A 25508-nucleotide genomic window follows, 5' to 3' on the forward strand; every position below is an offset into this window, starting at 1 on the left:
TTAGCCCGTTAGTTTGCGTATTAAAGCTCGGCTAACCACTCTAAATTTATCTCGCGGTGCAAAACGTTTTAGGGTGGCTTTTACTATGCCTTGAGTAAAACGTGTAGGTTTAGAGTAATCCACCCTAACATCAACATAAACGGGTTTATTTTGGGCGGCTAGCTGTAAGGCTTCTTGTATTGCCGTTTCAATAGCTGCAGCTTGGTGCAAAGCAACGTATTCAGCACCCACTGTAGCCGCTAAAGCTTGAATATTTATAGGTGCTAACTGAGTGCAAGTTTTACGCTTGTAAGGCAAAGCTTGCGCTTGGGCAATTTGTGAAAGCTCACCATCATTAAATACAAAAACCACCACCCCTAACTGATTACGTACGGCGGTAATCATTTCCATACCGGTCATTAGCAAAGCACCATCGCCTACTATACCCACCACTGGAAGTTGTGGATTAGCTAATTTGGCACCTATTACAGCGGGTACACAATAGCCCATAGCATTAAAATCGGTGGGTGAAATAAAGCGCCTAGCACCCAAAATTGGTAAAAGCTCCGCCATTAAATAAGTGTGATTACCATCATCAGCAACCATTAAAGTGTTATCTGGAATGGCGTTACGCAAAGCCTGTAAAAATGCTGCTGGGTTCACTCTGCCATCTTGAGTATGGGCTAACCATTCTTGTAAATAATCTTCTTTTGCTTTAGCAATAGTTTTAGCGATTGGCAGACTACTAGTTTTTGGATTTAATTCTTTAACCGCTTTTAATAAAGCAGGCACTATTAAGCGCGCATCACCTTCTAAAGCAATTTTAGCTGGGTAATTAGCATTAAACACTTCAGGGTTAATATCTAGGTGAATAAGGTTTTCAGGTAACTGCATACTAAAGCTACCGGTAGGAATTTCGGCAAAGCGTGTACCTATGGCTAAAACCGTATCCACTTCTTTAAAAGCTTGTTGCGCGGCGGGCACTGAATAATCTCCAACACCCATACCTGTGTGTAGCGCATGATTAGCTGGAAAAGCACTTAAACCTTGTAAAGTGGTTGCAACAGGCGCATTCAGCAGTTCTGCTAGTTCGATTAAGTCTGCTTGGCAGTCCACTGCTCCCCAACCTAAAAAGAAGCCCGCTTGTTTAGCTGTTACTAAAAGTTCTGCCGCCTGTTTTACTAAAGTTAAATCAAATTTGGGTTGAGGTTCTATGCCAGCAAACTTAGGCATGAAATCTACTTCGCCTAAGAAGTTACCAATATTGTAAGGCAGCTCAACAAAAACCGGGCCGGGTTCGCCACGCATAGCTAATTGATAAGCCGCATAAAGCGTAGGTATCACTTCACCATGCGACTTAATATGAAAACTGCCCTTAGTAATGGGTGCTAACAAACTATGTTGGTCCATTTCATGCAATTGATAACGGTATTCACTGGCGGCATGAATACCACCACAAATGACCAACATAGGAATTCCAGCTAAAAAAGCTTCGCCTATACCACTTGCTGCATGAGTTACACCTGAGGCGGGCACTATTAATAAAGTACCCATGCTATTGCTCGTTCGGCTAACAGCATCGGCCATAAAAGCTGCACCACATTCGTGGGTAACCAACACAGGCTGAATGCTGGCCGAAGAGTTTAGTTCATCATAAAGCTCGGTATTATGAACTCCTGGAATGCCAAAAGTATGGGTAACACCCAGCTGTTCTAAAGCATAACGAGCTAAAGCTGCTCCTGATTTTTTCATTGTTATTATCTCCCAGCGTTAACCTGCATTGATTGCTTGAGCGACACGTCGCCCATTAAAAATACAGTTAGATAAAAAAGTACCTTCTAAAGAACGAATGCCTGCTATGCCGCCGCCACCAAAACCAGCCGCTTCACCTGCAGCATACAAACCTATTAAAGGTTCTTCTTGATTATTTAAAACTCGGCCTTGTAAATCGGTAAGCAAGCCACCCATGCTTTTACGACTAATTAACCGCAAACGTAGTGCAATTAAAGGCAGGTGTTTAAGGTCTACTATTGGTTGTAATTTACAGGTGCGTAACCTATCGCCACGCCATTGACGTATTTCTTTTAAACGCCGAACTTGATCATCATTATGTAAACCTTTTGGTCCAGTAATCATGGCATCATAACTTGTTATATCGGCTGTCATACCGGCTAGGTCAATAGGCACATCTGGCTCTAGTTGCTGCATTTGTGTGGCCAACTCTGCAAGGTTTTGCCCTACTGCTACATCAACACTCTGATTAATTAACTCAAGGGTTAGTGCTGAGTTGCCTCTAAGCGCTTGCCAAATAACTTTAAGCAATTTTTTATCACGAAAATGAGGGTTGGTATCACTACCTGAGATAGCTAGCTCTTTATCGGCAATGCGTTTATTCATCACTTGCCAAGTGTATTGATTAGGTAGTTTTCCTACTTGTTTACACAGGTCATGGGTGTCATAACCTGTTATCAAAGGCTCTGGACCCAAACGTCGCCCATAGCAATCTAACCAAAGCGCTGAACGGGGTGGAATTAAACTTAAACCTTGGTTGGGGTATTTGGGTTGGGGGTGAGCAATGCCAGCAGCGTAATTCCACATGTAGTTTAAATTGCGAACCTCACCACCTAGCTGCTCTACTTGATCATGCAAAGCACCATCGGCACTAGGATGAGCGCCGCTAAGCAGGTTTTTAGGCGCAGAGCCATAGATAGGATCCCAGTGCTGGCGCACTTTATCTAAATTGCCATTTATACCACCACTGCAAATAACCGTGTGCTCGGCTTGAACAGTAAAATGACCTTTAGGGTGGCTTCCAAAACAGCCAGTAACTCGCCCTTGAGTGAAATGAAACTCTGTTACTCTATGAGCAAAAGCCGTGGTTAAAACTTGAGAATTCGGGTGTTCGGCAAGTCGTTGCAAAAGCCTTTTGATTAAACCTTCACCACAGCCCCAAGCCAAATGATAACGAGGTACTGAGTTGCCATCACCGTACTTACCTCTTTCAACCCACTGCACCACAGGAAAAAAGCTGATGCCTTGTTTCTTTAACCAGTCATAAACTTCACTGCGATTATGCTCAACATAAGCTTTAGCCCAGCGTTTAGCCCAGTGGTCTTGTGGTTTAAAAGCAGCTGCTGTTTGCCAGTCTTGCCAAAAAAGCTCGCTGGAATCGGCTATACCATTGCGCTTTTGTTCAGGGGTATTGTTTAACAGCATACCACCAAAAGCTTCTTTAGCTTGCCCACCCCAGTCTGCTTCTGCACCCGCATCTAGCAGTAAAACTTGGTGACCTTTATCGAGTAGCTCTAAGCTAGTAACTATGCCAGCCAAGCCAGCACCAATTACCAACACCTTAGTTTGGTAGGTTAAATCAGTCATTGTTTGCTCACCTTTTTATTTTTATCGGTTTGCTGAACTTAAAACAAACAAGTGTTTGATTAACCTAGTATTCACTAGTTTACTTGTGCTTGCCAGTCTCCATAACCTTGAGCTTCCATTTCTGCTAAAGGAATAAATTTAAGACTAGCGCCGTTAATGCAATAGCGTAGACCGCCCCTATATTTAGGACCATCAGGAAACACATGACCTAGGTGGGAATCGGCCAGTTTACTCCGCACTTCAATACGGCGCATGTTGTAGCTGGTATCCACCACTTCTACTAAGGCATTTTCTTCGATTGGTTTTACAAAGCTAGGCCAACCACAACCCCCTTGGTATTTATCTTTGGAACTAAATAAAGGCTCACCGCTAACAATGTCTACATACAAACCCGGCTCAAATAGGTCATCGTATTCATGGGTAAAGGCTCGTTCAGTACCGTTATTTTGGGTAACATGGAATTGTTCAGGCGTTAAACGCTGTTTCAAGCTTGCAGCATCTGGCTTTTGGAAGTTGGCAGGGTCGAATTTCTGGCTAGTATTTTTATCGGTAGATTGATTAGTCACTTTATTAGGTAAGGGAATATCCGCTTTATTTAAATCCACATGGCAATAACCCTTAGGGTTTTTAAGCAAATAATCTTGGTGGTATTCTTCAGCCTCATAAAAACCACTTAACGGCAGGTTTTCTACCACTATAGGCTGGGTGTACTGTGCCTCTAAACGTGCTAAAGCGGTAGCAACTAAGCGCTGCTCTGCTGGGTCGGTGGTGTAAATGCCTGTACGGTATTGAGTGCCACGGTCGTTACCCTGCTTATTTAAACTGGTGGGGTCAATAATGCGGAAAAAATAGAGTAAAACATCATCAAGACTTAACTTGTCTGGGTTATAAGTTACTTTTACTGTTTCAGCATGGCCGGTGTTTCTATAAATTACATCTTCATAGCTAGGGTTTTCTGTTCGCCCATTAGCATAGCCAGAAACCGCATCAACCACTCCATCAATGCGTTCAAAATAACCTTCCACACCCCAAAAACAACCACCCGCTAAATACACACTTTTAGTATGCATGGGTACTGCTTGGGCTTGTTGCTTAGGCTGATAGAAAGTGGTTTTTAGCTGCTTTAAGTCGGCTTCAGGGTTAGCTATTAAAGCCAAGGCTTGGGCTTTGTTGATACTGCCCTTAACCACTCGCAACAAATTACCCTTGGCATCGAACACTGCCCAACTCGGGTAAACCTGCACACCTAGCTTTTTAACTAGCTCACCGCTTGGGTCTAGCTGTAAGGGTAAATCAGGGTAATCTAAACCAGCGTACCATTGTTTAAATTCTTCTAAAGGAAGTTCACCTAGTGCGCCTGGAGAAGCTAAAGTCATTAAATTCACCTGAGCAAAGTCAGGGTCGTTTGCCCAGCTTTGGGTTAACTCCAGCTCAGATAAACACAAAGGACACCAGCTAGCCCAAAGCTTAACAAGGGTGGGCTGATTATTATTAAACTGCATAGTTGAACTCCCGCTAGTAACTGACTGCAACAGGGTAAGCTGCTGCAAAAAATTGGATTTATTGGCTTTAGCTAAGGGACTGCTAGTTACTAGCCAGCCAAGCAAAATAAGAACTAAAGCTATAAGAATTAAGCTGTTCCAGCTAAAAGATCGCAACATTTTGACCTACTTATTAAGTTTGTTGAACCGCCTAACAGAAGTATGACACAAATCAGGGACTGCTAGCCTATGCTATGCTTCGACAAATAACTCAGCAGATCATTCTTTTTTTTTGCAAAAAGTTTTTACAGAATTTATAAGGCAAGCCCCTTTGAAGCTACCCATTAAAACCCGCCCCTTGTTTCGCCAAGCTTGGCCAATTCTTTTATCTAACTGCAGTATTCCCCTGCTAGGTTTAGTGGATACAGCCGTTTTAGGTCATCTGCCGGATGGACGCTTTTTAGCGGCGGTGGCTTTAGGAGCGGTAGTTTTTAGCTTTTTGTATTGGGGCTTTGGTTTTTTGCGTATGGGCACCACTGGTTTAGTTGCCCAAGCTTTTGGACGTCAAGATTCAGCCGCCATGGGGCGCTTAATAATGCAGGCACTCTACTTAGCACTTGCCTTAGGTTTAGCCTTACAGCTACTTAGACCCGCCATACCTTTCATGCTGCGTTGGTTAGATGGCAGCCCAGAAGCCAGCGAGCTAGCCACAGGTTATGTAGCAATCCGTTTATGGAGTGCGCCAGCAGTTTTAATGCAGTATGTGGTTTTGGGTGTTGCTTTAGGCATAGCACGCAGCCAAGTTGTTTTGGTTCTTTTAGTGTTAGCCAATACGATAAATATACTACTCGACCTAAGTTTTGTTATGGGCTTAGGCATGACCAGTAATGGCGTTGCCTTGGCAAGCTTAATTGCTGAGTGGGTCGCAGCCTTGGTGGGGCTTTATTGGCTAGTTAAAACCTGCCGTGAACTAAACATTCCTTTGCAACGCCCACCACTTAACTTTAAAGCCACGCAAACCTTAATTAAGGTGAATGCTGACCTTTTTGTTCGCACTCTAGCCTTGTTATTTGCTTTAGCTTTTTTTACCCGCCAAGGTGCTACCCAAGGCGATACAACCCTTGCGGCTAATGCTGTATTAATGCAGCTAATTATGCTCACTAGCTATATGTTAGATGGTTTTGCCCAAGCGGTGGAAGGTCAGTTTGGTGCTGCCTTTGCGCGTAGCAAAAAAGAAGCTTTAGAGGTGTTTAATGCCGGTGTGGTGTTATCAGTTGCGACAGGTTTATTGCTTACCCTGCTACTTTGGCTGGGTGGTTATCAGTTAATTAAGTTTTTAACCGACCTAGCAGAGGTTAGAGCTTTAGCTGCTATTTATTTACCTTGGCTGTGGCTAGTGGTGCCTGTTTCTATTGCTTGCTATTTATTAGATGGGGTATTTGTAGGGGCAACTTGGACAGCGGCAATGTGTACTAGCCTGCTAGTGTCTTTAGCAGGCTATTTATTGGCTTGGTGGTTATTGCAGGGCTTTAATAATCATGGCCTATGGGCTGCTTTTTTAATTTTTAATGCCTTGCGTGGTCTTAGTCTTGGTTGGGTGCTTTATATAAGAATGAAACAAAATCCCTATATAGAAAAACTAAGGAGCCATAAAAAATAAAGGCATAGCCAAGCAGTTCTAACCCCTCTTGAACCACGGTTTTAACTAGAGAAGAATTACCCTCTGGCAACAGGTCGTGCCATAATAGACCACCACTACCAAAAGTACGGCTAAGTATTAATACAACTATCAACCCGATTAAAACTAAAAAGTAGGGTTTGGTGTTTATAAAGTTAACTAAAGGCTTAAGGCTAGTATTTTTAGCAATAAAGCGAGCATAGCCTATAGAAGCTAGTGCAATTAGCAAAGCTGGCCAAAACCAAAACCCATGCCAGACTTCATCTAAAAAACCATCCATTTCTCGAACAAACATGCTAGTTAAAAAACCAGCAACTAACACAAGAAAACCACGGCTAGCTGGCTTTTTCCAAGCACCGTACCAAAAAATTATCGCTGCCAAAAATAATAATGTTTCTTGAGCCAGCTCTGTTACTGATATTTCACCTATATCATTACCTAGAATAACAACATCCGTATAAACACTTATTACAGGCAAAATAGCCAAAATAAGAAGAATAAAAAACTCAACAGCTGCCAAAGTAATTTTATGAAGTGAAGTTTGCATAGCTTGCCTTAGATTTAATTTTCAACAAATCAACAATAGAATGGACAGTCCAGTCTATCACTTATTAGAAAAAACTAAAGCAAAATAATGCTAGGTAGCAAGGTGGATAGGGAAAGATGGCTCTAATAACTAGGTTTAAAAAGTAACCTGTTTAGAAAACACGTTGCAGCTCAACCTTGGGGTCTGCAAGTGGCCCACTTATTTTGTAGCGAGCTTCACTAAAGGTATCAAAAAGATTAGAAAAAACTTTTTGTACTACCCAAATTGCCGCTCCCACCTGAGGCGCACCAACAAGTACAGCAGCCAAGGGCAAGGATTGGGCAACGGGTAAAATTATAACGAGTTCTTGCTCTAGTGTTTCTTCTATTAAATCGACTTCGCCAGTCAAGGTCATACGTGTAGCAGAACTAATAACCCGTGTAGGTTTAGTCGTTGTTAGGTAACCCTTGTCTAGTTGATACTCACCTTTAATTGTATCGTAGCTCACGCCTTTTAAGGTTACATCAGAGAAATCTAAACGTAACCGACGCAGTAACGTATTCATATTTAACAAACCAAAAACCTGACTGATACCACTCAAGTTAGTATCAGTTTTTGGAAAGTAACCCTCTTTAACTTCTAGCTTAAAATCACCTTTAACTTTTTGTAAATCAAAAGCCAGTGGAGAGCCTTGCCAGCCAGCAGTAAAGGCTAGGTTATGGTACTCGCTAACAAGCGGTGCTTCTTTTTCAGCAGTTAAAGCCTGTAGAGCAGGCTCTAAGTTTTTGCCTGATAAAGTTCCTTCAAGGTAGCTGGTTGGTCCTGAGCTACCAACTAACCAATCTAAACGGCCAATTAAACTACTTTGTTCTAAATCTACCTGCAAAGGTTCAAGTTTAATGCCCTTATCAACAGGTGAGGCTTGCAGAGTTATATCACCAAAACGCTTAGTACCTAACCGCAAATCTTTTATTTTTAATAAGGTAGCGGGCAGGTGTTTTGGATTAAAATTAGCCAATAAATCTGTAGTTTGCTTGAGGTTAGCTCGCTTAGAAATAGCTGAATCTTCATCTGACTTGCCTTGCTTTTGTGGTAAATGCAGATAATTGATTAGTATATTTAAGGGCTGTTCTGTACTTGCAGGCCACCAAACTTCTCCCTCACCTAAGGCAGCAGTGAAATTCAGTTTTAAGCCAGTGTTTAAATTCTGTAAATTTAAATCTAGCCCACCGACTTCGTAATCTTTCCAGTTCAACTTACCTAAATTAATATTAACGTTATTTAAACCCTTAAGCTTAGCTATAGGTGCAGTTGTAACAGGTTTAGAAGGTTTTTTAAGGTTAAATTTAGAAAACCAAGCATAAACTGGCTCGGCATTTAACTGTTTAATACTAACCCTTGCTGACAAACCTTCGGCATCAGGTAAAACTGCTTCAGCAACTTGTTCATCTGCTAATTCTAGGCGAATACCTCTTGCAGGTTGATTTAGGTGCATTAAGAAATCTAACTGATCTGCCAGCTGCAACCTTAAAGGTAATTCATCTGCAGAAAAATCGAGCTGCATCCTAAAGTTACGTTTGTCTTTTGCGGTTTTATTCCAAAGTAAAGGGGAAGAAAAAGCCAAACCTTGAAAATCTGAAGTAACATCTAAAACACCAAAGGGTGCCAAAGGAAGCTCGCCCACAATTTGCGTTTTACCAGTAAGCTCGAGTGCTTCTGGCAACTTAAAACGTGCCTTTAAATCTTTAGCTGCCAGTCCAGCAGAAAATACTAGGTGACTTGCTGGTTCAGTATAAAATGCAGCTGCAACCGGTTGACTCATCACCTTGCCAACTAAGCCAGATGATTCTAACCCTCTAGCTAAAGTAAAATTTAAAGGACCATTAATTTCCGTTATAGCTAAGTCAACCTGACTAAGTGTTAGCTTGGCATCACTAATTTGGCTAAACAAACGTACACTTGGCTCTAAGCCTGTTTCACTTAATGGAATTGATAAGTCGATATCACCCTTTATTTGACCTGAATAGAGCCATTCTTGTAGTGGTTCTGGTACTTGTGTTTTAAGGGGGCTTCTTTTAACCAACCAAGGAAAAAACTCTAAAGGCGCTTGCACCTCTGTAGCCACCTGCAACTCAACATCACCCGTTTTATTTAAAAAAGTATTAAACCAAGCATTGCTTAATTGCCCTTCACCAAAATTGGTTGCTGACACCTCACCCTTCACCCAACCATCTAGAACCTGTACCTGTCCCTTTGCCTGACTAAGCTTGGGCCAATCGGGTTGAAACTTAAAATCTGTTGCAGAGAAGTCAGTGACCAGTTGAAAGGCTGCACTGGTTTGAATTGAACCAGCATAGATAAACCCTGCTTGATGGACTTCTCCTGCCAACAAAGCAGAATTCAACCATTCCAATAACTGTGGTTCTACTAACTTATCAGGCACTAGCTGAGAGTGCGCTAAGGCTTCTGTAGGCAATAAACCTAGATTCAAATAAAAGCGTTGATCACTTGGGCCATAAAAGTAAGCAAAGTCCCCACTTACATAAACATTTTTGGTCGCTAGCTCTTCAATGGGCAATACTACGGCTAGATTTTCACCTATCACCCAAAGGTCTTCACCTTCTAGTTCCCAGCGTACTGAACCCTTAGCCTGACTAAAATTCCAAACAGGGCTATAAAGCTGAGGAAAGCCTAGCTTTAGTGAGTGATCTGCAAAAATAACTTCACCACCCTGAGCATCGGCTTGCAACCAACCATGTAATCCACTACCAAGTGGAGCACCTTCCCAAGCATTCACCCGAACATCCGTTAAGTTGGCCTGAAGCTCTAGCTCACCATTTGCATCACGCGTTATAAGTAGATTAGTTAAACTGCCGCCTGGGGCTAAATCTTTAATTAGCTCTCGTACAACATCTGGTAAGTGTGTATCTTGAGTTAGCTGTTGGGTTAAAGGATCTAGCTTTAATTCTTCTACCTGGAAATAAGCCTGCTGTTGCTCATAACCTATGCGACCCGCTAGTTGATCAAACAAGTAGTCGCTCGCATTCAGTTGCGCTATTTGCCAATCAGCCGACCAGTGATTGAACTTCCCCTCTAAAGTAAAATCGGCAGCAGCAAACTCAAGCTGCCAAAGTTCATCCCTATACACTTCTATGTTTCTGGCTTGCAGGTCTGCCTTGACTTGACCTTTATTTAAACTCAACCAACCTTCAAGTGAAAACTGGCCCTGAATATTTTTGGTCTTTTCCTGCAGCTGAGAAGACCAAAGCCCTTGAAAATCATTTAGGCTAACTAGCGGTAAATTAAACCAAGCTGAAAGTACTGAGGTTTGTGCATCAAACCCCTCGCCTTCCAGTGTAATAACCAATTCAGCAGGTTGTGTGGTGGGGGTTGAAGCTTCTAGCTCAAAAAAAAGCTGCCTGCCTTCAGACCAACGACGATAATTCATGGATTCCGCTGAAAAGAAAAGAGGGGCATCATTTAAGGGAAGAAAATTAAACTTTAAGTCAGAAAAATTAAGCTCACCTTGAACCAAGAGTTGCTCTGCATAGTCAACCACCTGCTGAAAACTGCTGGTAACATCTTTCTTTTTAGCTTGCTTAGCTGCTAGGTGCTTTTCTTGCCAGCCATTTAACTGCCAACCTTGTTGGGTTTCTTCTACCCATAGCTCTAACCCTGAAAGACGTGCATCTTTCATCCGGGGTGCAAAAGCAATTAAACTTGCTAGGGTGTCTAGTTCAAAGTAGACATCTTCTATGACTAAAAAACTTTGCCCTTGATTACTCAGGGTTAACTTTTCAATACCAATTGCTGGGTCTATTTGAAATAAACTGCCACTTAAATGGGATATTTCCACATCAAAAGGCAGGTTAGTTGTTAACCAAGTTTCTATTTGGGGTCTTAGGTTATCAATTTGTGGTACTAAAAAACGTATCAGAACCACCAACAAGGTAGCCATAACCAGTAGGATTAAAGCTGACCATAGAGGTAGTTGAAGCAGGTAAAACTGCCATGTGGTATTTTTTTGGGGTGGATTTGTCATAAACCTACTGTAAGACGATATCAAACTGCTCTTGAGAATAGAGCGTTTCTACTTGGAAGCGAATAGTTTTATTAATAAACACTTCTAAGTCTGCAACAGCAGCGGACTCTTCATCTAAAAAGCGATCAACTACAGCCTGACCCGCCATAACTAAATAGGCATCACCACCGTAAGCCCTATCTACACGCAAAAGGTCACGTAAAATCTCATAGCATACCGATTCAGGCGTTTTTAAAGTGCCGCGCCCCAAACAAAGATGGCAGGGTTCACAAATAATCTGCTCTAAACTTTCACGTGTTCTTTTTCGGATCATTTGCACTAGACCCAATTCAGTTACGCCTGTTAGTTTTGTTTTAGCATGATCTCTTTCAAGATTGCGCTCTAGAAGACGTAAAACTTGCCGCTGGTGCTCAGCATCTACCATATCTATAAAATCTATGATGATGATGCCGCCTAGGTTTCTTAAACGTAACTGCCTCACTATAGCAGCGGCAGCTTCTAGGTTAGTTTTAAAAATGGTTTCTTCTAGGTTGCGATGCCCTACAAAACCACCCGTATTAACATCAATGGTATTCATCGCTTCGGTTTGATCTATGACTAGGTAGCCACCACTCTTTAGCTGTACTTTACGACCTAGTGCTTTTTGAATTTCATCTTCAACACTGTAAAGGTCAAAGATAGGTCTTTCACCTGGGTAATATTCTAATTTATTCTCTAAATTAGGAATAAACTCCCCAACAAACGCTTGTAGCTTATGAAAACTTTCGCGTGAATCAATACGCACCTTTTCTAGTTCAGGGCGAACAAAATCTCGCATAGAACGCATAAATAAAGGCAAGTCTTCGTAAATTCTACAAATACCTAGGTCGCGTTTAATGCGTCTTTCAACAGCCAACCAAACTCTATGTAAAAAATGTAGGTCAGCTAAAATTTCTTCGCTACTTACACCTTCAGCTGCGGTACGCAAAATAAAGCCGCCCTGTGCTTCAGCATTAATTTCATTTAAGCCTTGATTAACTAGATTCTTTAATCGCTCGCGCTCTTCTTCCAACTCAATACGTTGGGAAACACCTACATGCGGTGTTTGTGGCATATAAACAAGATAACGAGAAGGTATTGAAAGGTGGGTGGTTAAGCGGGCACCTTTAGTGCCTATAGGGTCTTTAGTGACTTGAACAACTAGGCTTTGCCCTTCATGCAACAAACTAGCAATCATAGGTTCGCTTGTGTGTTCTAACGAAGGTTTGGCAACTTCTGCAACATGAATAAAAGCGGCCCTGTCTAAGCCTATGTCTATAAAAGCTGCCTGCATTCCGGGCAAAACCCGAACAACCTTACCTTTATAAATATTACCAACAATACCTCGGCGACTGGCACGTTCAATATAAACTTCTTGCAGCACACCATTTTCAACTAGGGCAACACGAGTTTCAGTTGGGGTTATATTTATTAGTATTTCTTCACTCATACTCTTTCCATTTTATGTAGGTTATAACACTTAGTTAATTGCAAAGCGTCTTTTTAAACTCTGCAAAAGTACATAAACCCAATTCCATAAAATAGCTGAAATAAGTGCTGGGAGTAATAGGAAACCAATGCTTGAAATAGATCCAAAGACACTTTGTAACCACTGAAAAACGAGTTGGCTTATGCCTATCAATAAAAATACTAAGGCTGACTGCTTCATTAAAGAGTACATGCGAATTCGCTGATAAAAATTATTACACAAAAAACCTAATAAACTCATTGCGATAGCATTATGTCCTAACAAGGTACCTTCAATAAGGTCTAACAAAAGCCCCCAAACAAAGCCATGCGCCACACCAACCCTTTGAGGCATATTTAAAGACCAGTAAATTAAAACTAAGCCTATCCACTCTGGCCGCATGTATAAAAAAAAGGTGGGCATGGGCAGCGCCTGTAAATAAAGCGCAACTAAAAAGGTGAGCTGAATAACCCAAAACCCTTGCGTTTTTTTACTAGCCATTAGGCGTTTTCTCCATTTTTAAATCGACTAGTTTGTCTGGAGCCGGCCCCACTAATTGGTATAAAAGCAATAAAACATAACGACTTCTGTCTAGTTGCGCTAGCGGCCTAGCAACAACATCCATAAAAGGCTCGCCTGGGCGGTGAGAAATACTGGTAATTCTTGCTACTGGGTAACCAAAAGGAAAGCGACCACCCATACCCGAAGTAGTCAGTAGATCACCTTCTTTTAGATCGGCTGTTTCTGGAACATGGCTAAGGTAGAGTTCTTCGGCTCGCCCACTACCCTGAGCAATAAAGCGCAAACCATTGCGGTTAATTTGCACTGGTATGGCGTGATTAATATCTGAAATCAATAATAAACGGCTAGTATAAGGACTAACGGAGACTAGCTGCCCCATAACACCTGAAGCATCGATAACTGGCTGACCTATATAAGCGCCATCTTGTCGTCCACGGTTAATTATAACTTGCTGTGAATAGGGGTCGTAGTTAGAACCTATCAACTCACCTGCTATATAAGCTATGTCATCACGCTTAGCAGCATTCAACAATTCTCTTAAACGCACATTTTCAGCTATAACTGAAGACATTACCTGACTACGTTCAGCCAAAATAAGCGTTTGTGATTTTAATTCACGGTTTTCTTCTAACAAGGCATTGCGGTTAGCTAAACTGTCTGAAGCCCAGCCCCAAGCACGACCAGGAGCATCTGCAGCCCACTGTACAGGCGTGACTAAGAGCGTCATCCAAGAGCGAGCATTAGCAACTTCTGAATAGCGATGCTCAGCAAACATCATAGCTATCCCCAAGACTAGCGCCAGAAGAAAGTAATAACGCGAATAAACGTCGGTAGAAAAAAGCTGCTTAATAGTCGAATCCTCGGTGAATCAATTACTACTCTATTAAACGCAGAGAAACGCCTCACTCTTTTAACAGAGGGGCGTTTCCAAGTCTAACCTAATATTGGTTATTCAATAGATAGTAGGTCGAAGGTTTGCTGATCTATCAGCTCCAACGCCTTACCACCACCTATAGCCACACAAGTTAAGGGATCTTCAGCAATAATAACTGGCAAACCTGTTTCTTCTGCGATTAGCTTATCTATATCTCTCAGTAACGCACCACCACCTGTTAAAACCAAACCGCGCTCAGCTATATCTGAAGCTAGTTCTGGCGGTGATTGTTCTAGCGCATTTTTTACGGCTTGCACTATAGCGGTTAGTGGCTCTTGCAAGGCCTCTAACACCTCGTTGGAATTAAGAGTAAAACTACGTGGAATACCTTCGGCAAGGTTACGGCCACGTACATCAATTTCTCTTATTTCACTGCCTGGGTAGGCACAGCCTATTTCTTGCTTTATACGTTCAGAGGTAGCATCACCAATTAAGCTGCCATAGTGACGGCGCACATAAGCAATAATTGCTTCATCAAAACGGTCACCAGCAGTACGCACTGATTCTGAATAAACCACACCATTCAAGGAAATAATTGCAATTTCTGTGGTACCGCCACCAATGTCCACCACCATTGAACCTTGGGCTTCTTCAACTGGTAAGCCAGCACCTATGGCAGCTGCCATGGGTTCTTCAATTAGGAACACATCGCGTGCACCTGCACCTAAAGCAGATTCTTTAATAGCACGACGCTCAACTTGGGTTGACATGCAAGGCACACAAACCAATACACGAGGGCTAGGCGTTAAAAAGCTATTATCGTGAACCTTAGAAATAAAATGCTGTAGCATTTTTTCTGTTACGTGAAAGTCTGCAATCACACCATCTTTCATGGGGCGTATAGCAGTAATGTTGCCAGGTGTTCTACCCAGCATACGCTTAGCATCAAACCCTACGGCTGCAACACTACGGTTGTTGCCATGGTGCCTTATAGCAACCACTGAAGGTTCGTTTAGTACTATGCCTTTGCTGCGCACATAAATTAGTGTGTTTGCTGTTCCCAAATCAATTGAAAGATCGTTGGAGAACATACCTCTTAAACGTTTTAACATGCTTTTGGTGACCTATCCTAATGTATCCCTATTCAGCTGGGCAGAAACTCTAGCAACCTGAACTGTTCAGGGCAAGTAACTTATAGTTAAACTTACTAAATAAAGATAAGCGTTACAGAAAACTGCCATAAACACCGCGCCAGCCTTGTGTTATTCTTTACCCTATCCGCAGAAATACAACCTGCATTTTAAAGGTGCATTCATGAAACTAAATGTAGAAGAACTCCATAAAGTGGCTCATCTAGCCCGACTAAGTATCCACCCAAAAGACGAAGAAAGCTACTCGCAAGCACTTTCCAACATTCTTAATCTTGTGGATGAAATGCAAAGTATTGATACCGCTGGTGTAAAACCTATGGCGCACCCTATGGATGCTTCCCAACGCTTACGTAAGGATGAGGTAACAGAAACTGACCAGCGTGAACACTTACAAAAAATTGCGCCAGCGACAGAAAAGGGCCTTTATTTAGTACCCAGAGTCGTAGAATAAACTCAGTTTTTTACCTTTATAAGACTAACACCTAGGATAACCCATGCTAGATCTCAGCCTTACCCAAATGGCCCAAGGCCTTGCTGAACGCAAATTTTCCAGCGTTGAACTAACCCAAGCCTTTTTACAACGTATTCAAATTATTAACCCCCAGCTCAATGCTTTTATTACTGTTACCGAACAAGAAGCATTAGAAGCTGCTAAAGCCGCCGACGCACAAATAGCGGCTGGCAAGGCAACTCCACTAACCGGTATTCCTATTGCACACAAAGACCTTTTTTGTACCGAAGGTATAAAAACCTCCTGCGGCTCCAAAATGCTCGATAACTTTATAGCACCTTACGATGCAAGCGTAGTAGCTAAGCTTAAAAATGCGGGTGCAGTTTCTTTGGGTAAAACCAATTTAGATGAATTTGCCATGGGTTCTTCTAACGAAAGCTCTTTTTATGGCTCAGTAAAAAACCCTTGGGATACTCAAGCCGTTGCTGGCGGTTCATCCGGTGGTTCAGCAGCCGCAGTGGCCGCTCGTTTAGTGCCAGCAGCAACAGGAACAGATACCGGCGGTTCTATTCGCCAACCAGCGGCATTTTGTGGCATCACTGGTTTAAAACCTACCTATGGTCGTGTTTCTCGTTGGGGCATGGTCGCTTATGCCTCTAGCATGGATCAAGCTGGTCCTATGGCTCGCTCTGCCGAAGACTGTGCTTTGTTACTAGAACAGATGGCAGGTTTTGATGAACGTGATTCTACTAGCCTAGATCATCCAGTACCTGACTACCTAAGCCAACTAGGCACTTCATTGCAAGGCATGACGCTAGGTATGCCTAAAGAATACTTTGCTGATGACCTAAGCCCACAAACCGCAGAGCGCATTCAAGCGGCAATTAAAGAACTTGAAAAGCTAGGCGCTAGTGTAAAAGAAATTAGCCTGCCGCTAACACGCATGGCGATTCCTGCTTATTATGTTATTAGCCCTGCAGAAGCCAGCTCTAACCTGTCACGCTTTGATGGTGTTCGCTACGGCTACCGCTGCGAAAACCCTGTAGATTTAGAAGACCTTTACAAGCGTTCACGCTCAGAAGCCTTTGGTGAAGAGGTAAAGCGCCGCATTCTAATTGGTACTTATGCGTTGTCTGAAGGCTTTTATGATGCTTACTACAATAAAGCACAGCAAATTCGTCGCCTAATTGCAGAAGACTTCCAAACAGCTTTCCAATCAGTCGATTTAATTGTTGCACCCACCACGCCTAACCCAGCTTTTGATCTAGGCAGCAACAGCATTGATCCGGTACAAATGTATTTAGGTGATATTTACACCCTAGGCGTTAACCTTGCTGGCTTACCGGCTATTTCAGTACCTGTAGGTCAAATCAATCAGCGCCCCGTAGGTATGCAGCTCATTGGTAATCACTTTAGCGAAGCCAAACTTTTAAACGCAGCACACCAGTTTCAGCAGGCAACCGATCACCATTTACAAAAGCCGCAACTTACTTAGTGAATAATGAAGGCAGGAAAGCCGATTCACTGAAAACAGACAAGCTAGAGTTAAACAATTCATTTAAAAAAGGTTTGCACTATGCAATGGGAAGCCGTTATTGGGCTTGAGATACACACTCAGCTCGCCACCAAAACTAAAATATTTTCGGGTAGCAGCACAACTTTTGGTGCAGAACCCAACAGCCAAGCCAGCATTATAGACCTAGCCATGCCAGGTACTTTGCCTGTGCTGAATAAACAAGCACTTGAAATGGCCATTCAATTCGGGCTTGCGGTACATAGCGAAATTCCAGCCATCACCACCTTTGACCGCAAAAACTACTTCTACCCAGACTTGCCCAAAGGCTATCAAACCACTCAAATGGCCGCGCCGATTGTAGGTCGTGGTTATCTAGATATCGCCTTAGAAAACGGTGGTACTAAGCGCATAGCCATTCACCATGCCCACTTAGAAGAAGATGCCGGTAAAAGTCTGCATGAAGATTTCCAAGGCATGACAGGGGTTGATTTAAACCGTGCGGGTACGCCGCTAATCGAAATTGTTACCGAACCTGAAATGAGTTCAGCCAAAGAAGCGGTGGCTTTTTTAAAGTCTATCCATTCGATTATTACCTACTTAGGTATTTCCGATGGCAATATGGCTGAAGGCTCTATGCGCTGCGATGCCAACGTTTCTGTACGCCCTAAAGGCCAAGAAAAACTAGGCAACCGTTGTGAAATTAAAAACGTTAACTCCTTCCGCTTTGTTGAAAAAGCCATTAACTATGAAATTCAGCGCCAAATCGAAATTCTAGAAGACGGTGGTCGTATTGCCCAACAAACTCGCCTGTATGACCCAGACCTAGATGAAACACGGGCGATGCGTTCTAAAGAAGATGCCAACGACTACCGCTACTTCCCCTGCCCTGACTTATTACCCATTGCAGTTGACCCAGCTTATGTTCAACAGCTCAAAGATGCACTGCCAGAGCTGCCTGAACAAAAGCGCCAGCGTTTTACTGAACAGCTAGGGCTTTCTGAATACGATGCAGGCGTGTTGTCTAGCAGTCGTCCGTTAGCGGAATATTTCGACAAGGTGGCTGAATTAAGCGGCGATGCCAAACTGGCTGCTAACTGGGTAAGCGGCGAACTTTCAGCACAGCTTAACCGTGATGCTATCGAAATAGACCAAGCAGCGATTACACCTGAACAACTAGCGGGTTTATTGCAGCGTGTAAAAGATGACACCGTCAGCAGCGGCGCAGCCAAACAGGTTTTTGCTGCACTTTGGGCAAAAGAAGGCCAAACAGCCGATGAAATTATTGAAACCAAAGGACTTAAGCAGGTTACCGATACCGGTGCTATTGAAGCACTTGTTGATGAAGTCTTGGCTAAAAACACAGCACAGGTTGAACAATACCGCGCTGCTGAGCCAGACAAGCGTGGCAAGATGGTCGGCTTCTTTGTAGGACAAATAATGAAAGCTTCAAAAGGCACAGCCAACCCCAAAGCGGTTAACGAACTGCTCGCTAAAAAGCTTAATGGTTAACAACTAGCTGGCTAAAAAGTGTAAAAGCCACTTCAAAAAGTGGCTTTTATTTTTTTATTGGCAAAGCCAGTATCAAACGCTGTGCTATTTCTTTTTATTAGCTAGCTTTGAGCGTAGCTGAGCAACTTCTTGAATAGAAAGCTCTGTAATGGCTGCAATAGTCTGATCATTCAATTCTGTTTGCATCACCATGTTAAGTGCTGTTTTTTCACGCTGCTTTTCTATTCCTTGCTCTATTCCTTGCTCCACTCCCTGCTTTCTTCCATATTCTTCAACTAAATTTATGTAAGGCATTTTTAATTCCTCTTCCACAGCTTTAATGGCTTCAAATAGTCGATCTTCGAGTGACTCTGGTAGTTGAATCATCCAGCCAATAAAGTTAAATAGCTCAACCACCTGCTCACGAGTGTAACCCCGTTTATAAAGTGACCGTGTTAAACCTAATCTAAAATCAAATAGGCCTTCATTGTTACCTTTGAGTCGTTTGGCTTTGATTTGTGCCATAACCAATAAAGCAAATACGTTGTCACTGGCTTCTAGGTCAGCCCAGTTAGCTTCGCTTTCATAATCCGTTAGTTTAACCATTGGATAGGTGAAGGTGTTTTCAGTTCCCGAACGACTAAAGTAAAAAGTATTGGGTCGGTATTTCAGATTAGTATCAGCCAAGACTGCAAGGCTTACAACATCTACTTGGAAACGATCAATTAAGCGTGACCAGTAGGTAAACATGCGCCGTGCAAAAACACCTTTTGATTCAGGGGAACTTTGAATTTCAACGTGAATTAACAGCCATTCTTCAGTACCATCATGGTAGTAAACTTTAACTAGTTTATCGGTGTAACGACGACCAGTTTTGGCATCAACAGTTATCTTTTCTAGTTCACCATCAAGAAACTCATAACCCCTACTCCAATCCACTTCGTTATGAATGGCTGGAAATAATAGTGCAAGAAATTCATTAAAATACTTTTCCAAGGCTGCTTTCCAAGCACCGTCGTAGTCGGAACGTACTGCTTCTTCATAACTAGCATCTAGGTCATTCATACAAACTCCTTTTTGGTAGTAATTATTCTAGCCTAGTCTAGTTTGTAAAATATGCTAATTAGGTTAAAAGACAAGCTAGCAAAAAACTTAGCTGCAGCTCTTGTCTAGAGTTATAGCTGCTAGATTTTAAGCTACTGAACAGTATTTAACTATTTCCCTTACCCTTCACCGCTCGGTTAGCCCAGTAAACACCAAACACGGTTATAACCATCCCCATTAAAGCTAGGCCAGTCATTTGTTCATCAAACAACAACCAAGCTTCTAAGGCAGTTAAAGGTGGCACTAGGTAAAAATAACTAGCAGTGCGTGTGGACTCACCGGCATTAATCATCACCAGTAGCAATAAAATTGCGCCCACCGAAAGCACCAACACTGACCAACCCAAAGCTAAAATAAAATCTGGATGCCATTCAGCCGCACCTTCACCCTTAACAATCACCATTAGCAAAGTCAGTACCAAGGTAGCACAATACTGAATAAAAGAAGCCGATAAAGGTGACTGGGCTTCACAGGCATTTTTAGAATAAATAGTACCCCAAGTTATGCCTAGCAGTGCCAGCAGCACCCAAACCAAGCCTTGCCAAGTTAAATTCACTTGCTGCAACTGCATGGCAGAGGTTTGTTGCAAAACCAAAATAACGCCCACCAAACCCAACATTAAACCTAACCATTGGCGCAAACCTAACCTTTGCTGCCAAACAAAATAAACCACCACACCGGTTAACAAAGGCTGCAAACCCACCAATAAAGCCGTTAAGCCCGCTGGCACACCTGCATCTATGGCTGAAAAAACACCGGCTAAATAGGCACCGTGAATTAACGAACCGGCTATTAACTGTTGTCGCCATAAGCGCCAGCTACGCGGTAAGCGAACTGAAAAAACTTTTAATAATAGGGCAAAACACAGCAGGTTAAATGCCATACGCCAAGAAAGGAATACAAAGGGTTCACTGTAGGGAAGGCCGTATTTGGCACTAATAAAACCTGTACTCCACAGAAGTACAAAAAACCAAGGAGCAAAACGAACTAGCCAAGGTGAAGAAAAGAGATTAAGCATGGTTAGCACAACAAGAACAAGCTGGGTCTTTTTGCAGCTTTAAATTACGCATTTCTGAGCGCAACCCATCGTAAGTTAATAATTTACCTATCGCTGGTTCACCAAAACCACCCAATACTTTTAGTGCCTCCAAGGCTTGCAAACTACCTATCACCCCAACCAGAGGCGATAGCACACCGCTTTCTGAACAGCTTAGTTCTGCATCGTCTGAGTTTTCATCGTAAATACAGGCATAACAAGGACTCGTTGCTAAGCGTGGATCAAATACCGACATCTGCCCAGAAAAGCGTATTGCTGCACCAAACACCAAGGGCTTTTTAGCTTGCTGACTGGCACGGTTCACCGCAAAACGGGTAGAAAACCTGTCAGAACAATCACAGACTAGATCAACCGCTTTAACCGCTTCTAGCATAGCCTCACCCTGTAACAAGCTATTATGGGTAATAATTTTTATTGCGGGGTTCAGTTGCTTTAAGCGTTCGCTGGCCGAATCAACCTTTTGCTGATTAAGGCTGGCTTCTTGGTGAATAATTTGCCGCTGCAGATTAGATAAATCAACGTGATCTGGGTCGGCTAGGTGTAATTCACCCACCCCAGCGGCTGCCAAATATAGAGCAACTGGAGAACCTAGCCCACCCAAGCCAACAATTAAAACCTTGCTATTGATAAGCCGTTCTTGACCAGCGATATCAACTTCTGGCAAGAGTATTTGCCGACTAAAACGCAATAACTGCTGATCATTCATGGCTTGTATCTAGCACCCTTCTTCTAGTTCTTCTAAGGTAGGAATATGCAAAGAAGTATCCTCTTTTACATCTTCCATAACCACATAGCTTTTAGACTCTTTAACACCAGGTAAACTAAGGACCACATCGCAAAGTAACTGGCGGTAAGCCCCCATTTCTGGAATACGACACTTTAAAATGTAGTCAAACTGACCAGAAACCAAATGACACTCTTGTATTTGTGGCAGTTTATTAACTGCTTTACGAAACTCTTCAAACACTTCTGGTGTTTGTGTTTCTAAGCTAATTTCTACAAAAACTAAGAGTTTAGCACGTAGGTACTGGGGATTAAGAATGGCTTTATAGCTTTTAATAATGTCATTGCGCTCTAAGCGTTTAACTCTTTCTAAGCAGGGGGTTGTTGAAAGCCCTACCTTGTTAGCTAAATCAACATAGGAAATACGCGCATTTTCTTGTAAAGCTTGGAGGATTTTCAGGTCAATTTTATCAAGCGTGCGAGACTTAACGTTCTTCATGTTAGGACTGCCTTTTATTGTTTTAATAGCATTTTTATATTTATTTTAATCTAGCCGCTGGGCTTTAGAAACCTAGTAGCTTTGCACATCCCTCTGCACAGATGATTATCCCATAAGGTTATACGGCTTTAGTTATTTATCATGTTAACTTGCTTTTGACTAGCCGCATTACAAGTTGTAACTCAGGTTTTGCAGCCTAAAGTTACTCTTGGCTGCTCTAAATAATCGGTGTAAGTCTTAATATCCCTAAGGTTTGCGAGGGAAAACAATGCCGCAACAGCAGCAGCTTGATCATAGCCGTGTTCTACTAAAAGATAACCACCTGTTACTAAACGGTTTTGAATAGGCGTTAGGAGTTCACGGTAGGCTTGCAAACCATCTTCCCCCCCCACTAGGGCGGTTTTTGGTTCAAACCGTAAGTCCCCCTGAGATAAGTGAGGGTCTTTTGGGTGAATATAAGGTGGGTTACTTAGAATAAGGTCGTAGGTTTGAGCTGGTATTTGTTGCCACCAATCTGATTGCCAAACACGAATATCTAGCTGTAATTGGCGAGCATTTTTTCTAGCAAGGCTAACCGCATCTAGCTTGAAGTCGACGGCATCTACCTGCCAGTCTGGACGCTCTGACTTTATTGCTAAAGCAATCGCGCCCGTGCCTGTACCTAAATCTAAAACTCTAGCCTTAGGCTTAAGGGTTAAGTCTAAAGCCAGTTCCACTAAACGCTCAGTATCGGCACGGGGAATAAGGGTTGCGGGAGAAACTTGCAAAGTTAGCCCCCAAAATTCCCATTCACCTAGAATCCAAGCCAAGGGTTTACCTGTAATACGTTCTTTTAGCCAAACTTCAAGCTGCTCTAATTGCTTAGCTTGCAGTTCGACTTCAGGGTAGGCGTAAAAGTATGCAGAATTTTTTTGTAGTAAGTGCCCAAGCAAATAGTCAGCTTCTTGGCGAGCATTGTCTATCCCAGCTTTTTGCAACTGCAAGTAAGCGGCTGCTAACCACTCACTTAACGTTAAACCCTTAGCTAGCACTCAAACCTGCCAACAATTCAGTTTGCTGTTCTTGTGCCAACACAGACAGTACGCTGTCTAGTTCGCCGTTCATTACTTCATCTAGGTTATATAAAGTAAGGTTGACTCGGTGATCAGTCACCCGACCTTGAGGGAAGTTATAGGTGCGAATGCGCTCTGAACGGTCACCACTGCCCACTAGCGAACGGCGTGTGTCAGACTGATCTTTCTGTGCAGCATCTTCCATTTGCTGCTTTAGGCGTGTTGCTAGCCAAGCCATCGCCTTAGCACGGTTTTTGTGTTGCGAACGTTCTTCTTGGCATTCCACTACCAAACCTGTTGGTAGGTGAGTAATACGAATGGCGGAATCGGTGGTGTTAACGTGCTGACCACCCGCACCCGATGAACGGTAGGTATCAACTTTTAAATCGGCAGGGTTAATATCCACTTCACCCACTTCATCTGCTTCTGGCATAACGGCAACTGTACAAGCTGAAGTATGCACTCGGCCTTGCGATTCAGTGGCTGGAACGCGCTGTACACGGTGTGCACCCGATTCAAACTTAAGGTGAGAATACACGTCTTTACCGCTAATACGGGAAATAATTTCTTTATAACCGCCCATTTCGCCGTGGCTTACGCTTAGTGTTTCTACCTGCCAGCCTTTGTTATCTGCATAACGGCTGTACATTTTAAACAAATCACCAGCAAACAAAGCAGCTTCATCACCACCCGTTCCTGCACGAACTTCTAAGAAGATATTACGGCTATCATTAGGGTCACGAGGAATTAAAAGGCGCTGTAACTCTAATTCTAAAGGCTCAATTTCAGCTTGCAGGCTAAGCATTTCTTCTCTAGCCATTTCGCGCATTTCTAAGTCTTCATCACTGGCCATTTGCTGGGCAGCTTCTATGCCTTCTTGAGCTTGCTGATAGGCTTGGTAGGTTTGAATAATGGGTTCTAAGTCTGAATACTCTTTAGAGTAGTTACGGTACTTTTCCTGATCACCTAGTGTCTCTGGGTCTGATAGGAGGGCCGATAGCTCTTCAAAGCGATCAGCAAGGTGATCTAGCTTGGCTTGTATTGAAGGTTTCATTCATTATTCCAGCAAAGAAATTAAAGTTTGTCTGAGGCTTCTAGATTTAATAATTGTGCAGCAGCGGCTAAAAGATCACTACGGTTTTCTGCCGAGGCTTCACGAATTTTTAAGGTTGGGTCATGCAGCCATTTATTGGTAAGGCTACGACATAATTTTTGCATTACATCGCGTGCATCTTGGCCTTGGTCTAACTGGCTTAAAGCCAAAGCCAACTCATCTTCTGCTAACTGCTGCGCACGTTGACGAAAAACACGAATCATACGCCCTGCATCGCGCACTCGTAAACTGCGTAAAAACTCTTGTACACTGACTAGAATTAATGCTTCAGCTTCTTCAGCCGCTTCACGCCTAGCAGCAAGGTTTTCTTCAATTGTTTCTTTTAAATCATCAACCGTAAATAAGAAAATATCATCTAACTCGCCCACCTGTGATTCTATATCTCTAGGTACAGCAATATCTATCATAAGCATGGGGCGGTGGCGGCGCTGCTTAATGGCATCTTCAACCATGCCCTTACCTATAATTGGTAGAGGTGCGGCAGTGGAGCTTATCACTATGTCTGCTTTGGCTAAATAATGTGGAATTTCATTTAAAGCCACTGCCTTACCTTGCACCTCACCTGCCAAAGCTTGTGCTCTTTCAACGGTACGGTTAGCAATAATCATTTTTGCCACGCCTGCATTGTTTAAATGCCGTGCAACCAGTTCTATGGTTTCACCTGCACCTATAAGCAAGGCCGTATTTTTTGTTAAATCGGTAAAAATACGCTGAGATAAGTTCACCGCAGCATAAGCTATGGATATAGGGTTAGTACCTATGCCGGTTTCTGTTCTTACTTTTTTTGCGGTGGCAAAAACCTGTTGAAAAAGTAACTCCAAACCACTGCCCAAAAGACTTTCTTTCTTAGCTAAATCGTAAGAATCTTTTAACTGACCTAGAATTTGTGGCTCGCCCAGCACCATAGAATCTAAGCCACTAGCAACTCGCATAATATGAGCAATTGCGGCTTGGTCTTCATGAATGTAGCTGTAGCGTGCAACATCTTCAAAAGGGAGGGAGTGAAAGCTGCTTAACCAGTCAAGCACTGGCCTAACATTACCAGCTTCTATTAAGGTATAAATTTCTGTGCGATTACAGGTAGATAAAATAGCAGCTTCTTTGATACTCTGGTGACCGCGTAGCTGCAGGCTAGCCGCCTCCAGTTGTTCAGGAGTAAAAGCAACTCGCTCGCGTATAGCGACTGGAGCTGTCTTATGATTTATGCCTAGAGCTAAGAATCGCATTGGCTTTACTGCTGGCACTGTCAAACGTCACTCCACAAACAAGTCATTCCGCCCGTTTAAAAACAGGGACATAAAAATCACTCAAGCAAACAGCAACTTACATAAAAAAGCTGAGCGATGCATCAGAAGAAGGCTATGATAGCACATAGAAAATGTACAGG

The 25508-nt window shown here is 42.8% G+C and carries 20 protein-coding genes; 4 read left to right on the plus strand and 16 right to left on the minus strand.

The features are described 5' to 3' along the window. The 3 genes from H571_RS0100600 to msrAB form a co-directional block, all read right to left on the minus strand. Entirely contained in the window at positions 1–1731 is a 1731-nt protein-coding gene (locus tag H571_RS0100600; RefSeq protein WP_027847607.1) for a thiamine pyrophosphate-binding protein, read from the minus strand. 18 nt (positions 1732–1749) lie between these two features. Continuing rightward, positions 1750–3357 carry an FAD-binding dehydrogenase gene (locus tag H571_RS0100605; RefSeq protein ID WP_027847608.1) on the minus strand — a complete coding sequence of 536 codons (1608 nt, stop codon included), beginning with the start codon at positions 3355–3357 and terminating at the stop codon, positions 1750–1752. Positions 3358–3431: 74 nt separating this feature from the next. Further along, a complete protein-coding gene (gene msrAB / locus H571_RS0100610) occupies positions 3432–5018 on the minus strand; it encodes a bifunctional peptide-methionine (S)-S-oxide reductase MsrA/peptide-methionine (R)-S-oxide reductase MsrB (protein WP_027847609.1) in 1587 nt (528 codons plus the stop codon). 151 nt (positions 5019–5169) lie between these two features. Here msrAB and H571_RS0100615 point away from each other — a divergent pair, with 151 nt between their 5' ends. Further along, positions 5170–6498 carry an MATE family efflux transporter gene (locus tag H571_RS0100615; RefSeq protein WP_027847610.1) on the plus strand — a complete coding sequence of 443 codons (1329 nt, stop codon included), beginning with the start codon at positions 5170–5172 and terminating at the stop codon, positions 6496–6498. Here H571_RS0100615 and H571_RS0100620 read toward each other — a convergent pair. The 6 genes from H571_RS0100620 to H571_RS0100645 form a co-directional block, all read right to left on the minus strand. Next, positions 6422–7063, minus strand: a complete 642-nt coding sequence (locus H571_RS0100620; protein WP_027847611.1) for a hypothetical protein — start codon at positions 7061–7063, stop codon at positions 6422–6424. The genes H571_RS0100615 and H571_RS0100620 overlap by 77 nt on opposite strands. Positions 7064–7214: 151 nt before the next feature. Further along, positions 7215–11084 carry a YhdP family phospholipid transporter gene (locus tag H571_RS0100625; protein ID WP_027847612.1) on the minus strand — a complete coding sequence of 1290 codons (3870 nt, stop codon included), beginning with the start codon at positions 11082–11084 and terminating at the stop codon, positions 7215–7217. Positions 11085–11088: 4 nt separating this feature from the next. Next, the gene (gene rng / locus H571_RS0100630; protein WP_027847613.1) at positions 11089–12552 is read right to left on the minus strand and encodes a ribonuclease G; all 1464 of its coding nucleotides are present in this window, start codon (positions 12550–12552) and stop codon (positions 11089–11091) included. A gap of 30 nt (positions 12553–12582) precedes the next feature. Beyond that, on the minus strand, positions 12583–13071 hold the full coding sequence (gene mreD / locus H571_RS0100635; RefSeq protein ID WP_027847614.1) for a rod shape-determining protein MreD: 489 nt from the start codon (positions 13069–13071) through the stop codon (positions 12583–12585). Continuing rightward, positions 13064–13942, minus strand: a complete 879-nt coding sequence (gene mreC, locus H571_RS13710; protein WP_084482572.1) for a rod shape-determining protein MreC — start codon at positions 13940–13942, stop codon at positions 13064–13066. Before mreC ends, mreD begins: the two co-directional genes overlap by 8 nt. 98 nt (positions 13943–14040) lie before the next feature. Then, positions 14041–15078 carry a rod shape-determining protein gene (locus H571_RS0100645; protein ID WP_027847615.1) on the minus strand — a complete coding sequence of 346 codons (1038 nt, stop codon included), beginning with the start codon at positions 15076–15078 and terminating at the stop codon, positions 14041–14043. Positions 15079–15280: 202 nt separating this feature from the next. On the opposite strand from H571_RS0100645, the gene gatC reads away from it, so the two are divergent. From gatC to gatB, 3 genes are all read left to right on the plus strand, one after another. After that, complete coding sequence (gene gatC, locus H571_RS0100650) at positions 15281–15568, plus strand: Asp-tRNA(Asn)/Glu-tRNA(Gln) amidotransferase subunit GatC (RefSeq protein WP_027847616.1); 288 nt, start codon at positions 15281–15283, stop codon at positions 15566–15568. Positions 15569–15611: 43 nt separating this feature from the next. Further along, positions 15612–17063 (plus strand): Asp-tRNA(Asn)/Glu-tRNA(Gln) amidotransferase subunit GatA, encoded by a 1452-nt coding sequence (gene gatA / locus H571_RS0100655; RefSeq protein WP_027847617.1) that lies wholly within the window; start codon positions 15612–15614, stop codon positions 17061–17063. Between the two features lie 81 nt (positions 17064–17144). Then, positions 17145–18593, plus strand: coding sequence for an Asp-tRNA(Asn)/Glu-tRNA(Gln) amidotransferase subunit GatB (gatB, locus tag H571_RS0100660; protein WP_027847618.1), 1449 nt, complete (start codon positions 17145–17147; stop codon positions 18591–18593). A gap of 84 nt (positions 18594–18677) precedes the next feature. Here the strand turns inward: gatB and H571_RS13715 are convergent, their stop codons facing one another. The 7 genes from H571_RS13715 to hemA all read right to left on the minus strand — a co-directional run bounded on the left by H571_RS13715 (position 18678) and on the right by hemA (position 25347). Continuing rightward, positions 18678–19637 carry an RpnC/YadD family protein gene (locus tag H571_RS13715; protein ID WP_036217017.1) on the minus strand — a complete coding sequence of 320 codons (960 nt, stop codon included), beginning with the start codon at positions 19635–19637 and terminating at the stop codon, positions 18678–18680. A gap of 145 nt (positions 19638–19782) precedes the next feature. Beyond that, the gene (locus H571_RS0100670) at positions 19783–20694 is read right to left on the minus strand and encodes a DMT family transporter (RefSeq protein ID WP_027847619.1); all 912 of its coding nucleotides are present in this window, start codon (positions 20692–20694) and stop codon (positions 19783–19785) included. Then, the gene (locus H571_RS0100675; protein WP_211219739.1) at positions 20687–21439 is read right to left on the minus strand and encodes a HesA/MoeB/ThiF family protein; all 753 of its coding nucleotides are present in this window, start codon (positions 21437–21439) and stop codon (positions 20687–20689) included. The genes H571_RS0100670 and H571_RS0100675 overlap by 8 nt, the downstream gene beginning before the upstream one ends. A 9-nt stretch (positions 21440–21448) precedes the next feature. Then, positions 21449–21955: a winged helix-turn-helix transcriptional regulator gene (locus tag H571_RS0100680; RefSeq protein WP_036217019.1), complete on the minus strand. Its 507-nt coding sequence runs from the start codon at positions 21953–21955 to the stop codon at positions 21449–21451. A 182-nt stretch (positions 21956–22137) separates the two neighbouring features. Continuing rightward, positions 22138–22986 carry a peptide chain release factor N(5)-glutamine methyltransferase gene (gene prmC / locus H571_RS0100685; RefSeq protein WP_036217022.1) on the minus strand — a complete coding sequence of 283 codons (849 nt, stop codon included), beginning with the start codon at positions 22984–22986 and terminating at the stop codon, positions 22138–22140. After that, on the minus strand, positions 22976–24061 hold the full coding sequence (prfA, locus tag H571_RS0100690; protein ID WP_027847623.1) for a peptide chain release factor 1: 1086 nt from the start codon (positions 24059–24061) through the stop codon (positions 22976–22978). Before prfA ends, prmC begins: the two co-directional genes overlap by 11 nt. Positions 24062–24081: 20 nt before the next feature. Then, positions 24082–25347 carry a glutamyl-tRNA reductase gene (hemA, locus tag H571_RS0100695; protein ID WP_027847624.1) on the minus strand — a complete coding sequence of 422 codons (1266 nt, stop codon included), beginning with the start codon at positions 25345–25347 and terminating at the stop codon, positions 24082–24084. Positions 25348–25508: the final 161 nt, after the last annotated feature.

The sequence above is a fragment of the Marinospirillum minutulum DSM 6287 genome (genome assembly GCF_000422325.1).
Lineage (GTDB): Bacteria > Pseudomonadota > Gammaproteobacteria > Pseudomonadales > Halomonadaceae > Marinospirillum > Marinospirillum minutulum.

Excerpts from the sequence above, each read along its gene's own strand:
- H571_RS0100600 (WP_027847607.1), bottom strand. The coding sequence starts at position 1,731 with ATGAAAAAATCAGGAGCAGCTTTAGCTCGTTATGCTTTAGAACAGCTG.
- H571_RS0100605 (WP_027847608.1), bottom strand. The coding sequence starts at position 3,357 with ATGACTGATTTAACCTACCAAACTAAGGTGTTGGTAATTGGTGCTGGC.
- msrAB (WP_027847609.1), bottom strand. The coding sequence starts at position 5,018 with ATGTTGCGATCTTTTAGCTGGAACAGCTTAATTCTTATAGCTTTAGTT.
- H571_RS0100620 (WP_027847611.1), bottom strand. The coding sequence starts at position 7,063 with ATGCAAACTTCACTTCATAAAATTACTTTGGCAGCTGTTGAGTTTTTT.
- H571_RS0100625 (WP_027847612.1), bottom strand. The coding sequence starts at position 11,084 with ATGACAAATCCACCCCAAAAAAATACCACATGGCAGTTTTACCTGCTT.
- rng (WP_027847613.1), bottom strand. The coding sequence starts at position 12,552 with ATGAGTGAAGAAATACTAATAAATATAACCCCAACTGAAACTCGTGTT.
- mreD (WP_027847614.1), bottom strand. The coding sequence starts at position 13,071 with ATGGCTAGTAAAAAAACGCAAGGGTTTTGGGTTATTCAGCTCACCTTT.
- H571_RS0100645 (WP_027847615.1), bottom strand. The coding sequence starts at position 15,078 with ATGTTAAAACGTTTAAGAGGTATGTTCTCCAACGATCTTTCAATTGAT.
- gatC (WP_027847616.1), top strand. The coding sequence starts at position 15,281 with ATGAAACTAAATGTAGAAGAACTCCATAAAGTGGCTCATCTAGCCCGA.
- gatA (WP_027847617.1), top strand. The coding sequence starts at position 15,612 with ATGCTAGATCTCAGCCTTACCCAAATGGCCCAAGGCCTTGCTGAACGC.
- gatB (WP_027847618.1), top strand. The coding sequence starts at position 17,145 with ATGCAATGGGAAGCCGTTATTGGGCTTGAGATACACACTCAGCTCGCC.
- H571_RS13715 (WP_036217017.1), bottom strand. The coding sequence starts at position 19,637 with ATGAATGACCTAGATGCTAGTTATGAAGAAGCAGTACGTTCCGACTAC.
- H571_RS0100670 (WP_027847619.1), bottom strand. The coding sequence starts at position 20,694 with ATGCTTAATCTCTTTTCTTCACCTTGGCTAGTTCGTTTTGCTCCTTGG.
- H571_RS0100675 (WP_211219739.1), bottom strand. The coding sequence starts at position 21,439 with ATGAATGATCAGCAGTTATTGCGTTTTAGTCGGCAAATACTCTTGCCA.
- H571_RS0100680 (WP_036217019.1), bottom strand. The coding sequence starts at position 21,955 with ATGAAGAACGTTAAGTCTCGCACGCTTGATAAAATTGACCTGAAAATC.
- prfA (WP_027847623.1), bottom strand. The coding sequence starts at position 24,061 with ATGAAACCTTCAATACAAGCCAAGCTAGATCACCTTGCTGATCGCTTT.
- hemA (WP_027847624.1), bottom strand. The coding sequence starts at position 25,347 with ATGCGATTCTTAGCTCTAGGCATAAATCATAAGACAGCTCCAGTCGCT.